Source organism: Shewanella sp. TB7-MNA-CIBAN-0143, from assembly GCF_040310065.1.
In the GTDB taxonomy this organism is placed as follows: Bacteria; Pseudomonadota; Gammaproteobacteria; order Enterobacterales; family Shewanellaceae; genus Shewanella.
In genome coordinates this window covers 1-266 of sequence record NZ_JBEOPL010000113.1, presented here as the reverse complement: position 1 = coordinate 266, position 266 = coordinate 1, and the positions used below count along the sequence as shown (strand labels likewise).

The 266-nt window shown below is 40.6% G+C and carries 1 pseudogene; it reads right to left on the bottom strand.

Features of this window, described 5'->3' with window-relative positions:
- A pseudogene (locus tag AAEY97_RS21320) lies at positions 1–266 on the bottom strand (methyl-accepting chemotaxis protein); the annotation flags it as partial.

The window sequence follows — 266 nt, the reverse complement described above, 5'->3', positions numbered from 1 at the left end:
CCAATGTGCCTCTCGAATACCAAACTCGTTAAGTGTTGTAATGTATTTATCTGCGGCGTTAGCTACTTTTTGCTGTTCAATAACACCGTTTTCGTCGCGGGTAATATATACTTCAAGTGTGCCAGCACCATCAACAGAATGTTTATAACCTTGCTGAAAGTAGGCGTCTTGGCCGTCAAAAGCGTTGGCTTCAAACTGTGAGTACACCGATGATAAAAGAGTGTTTTTTTCAATAATAGCGTGGTTAATACTTACCACTGTATCTC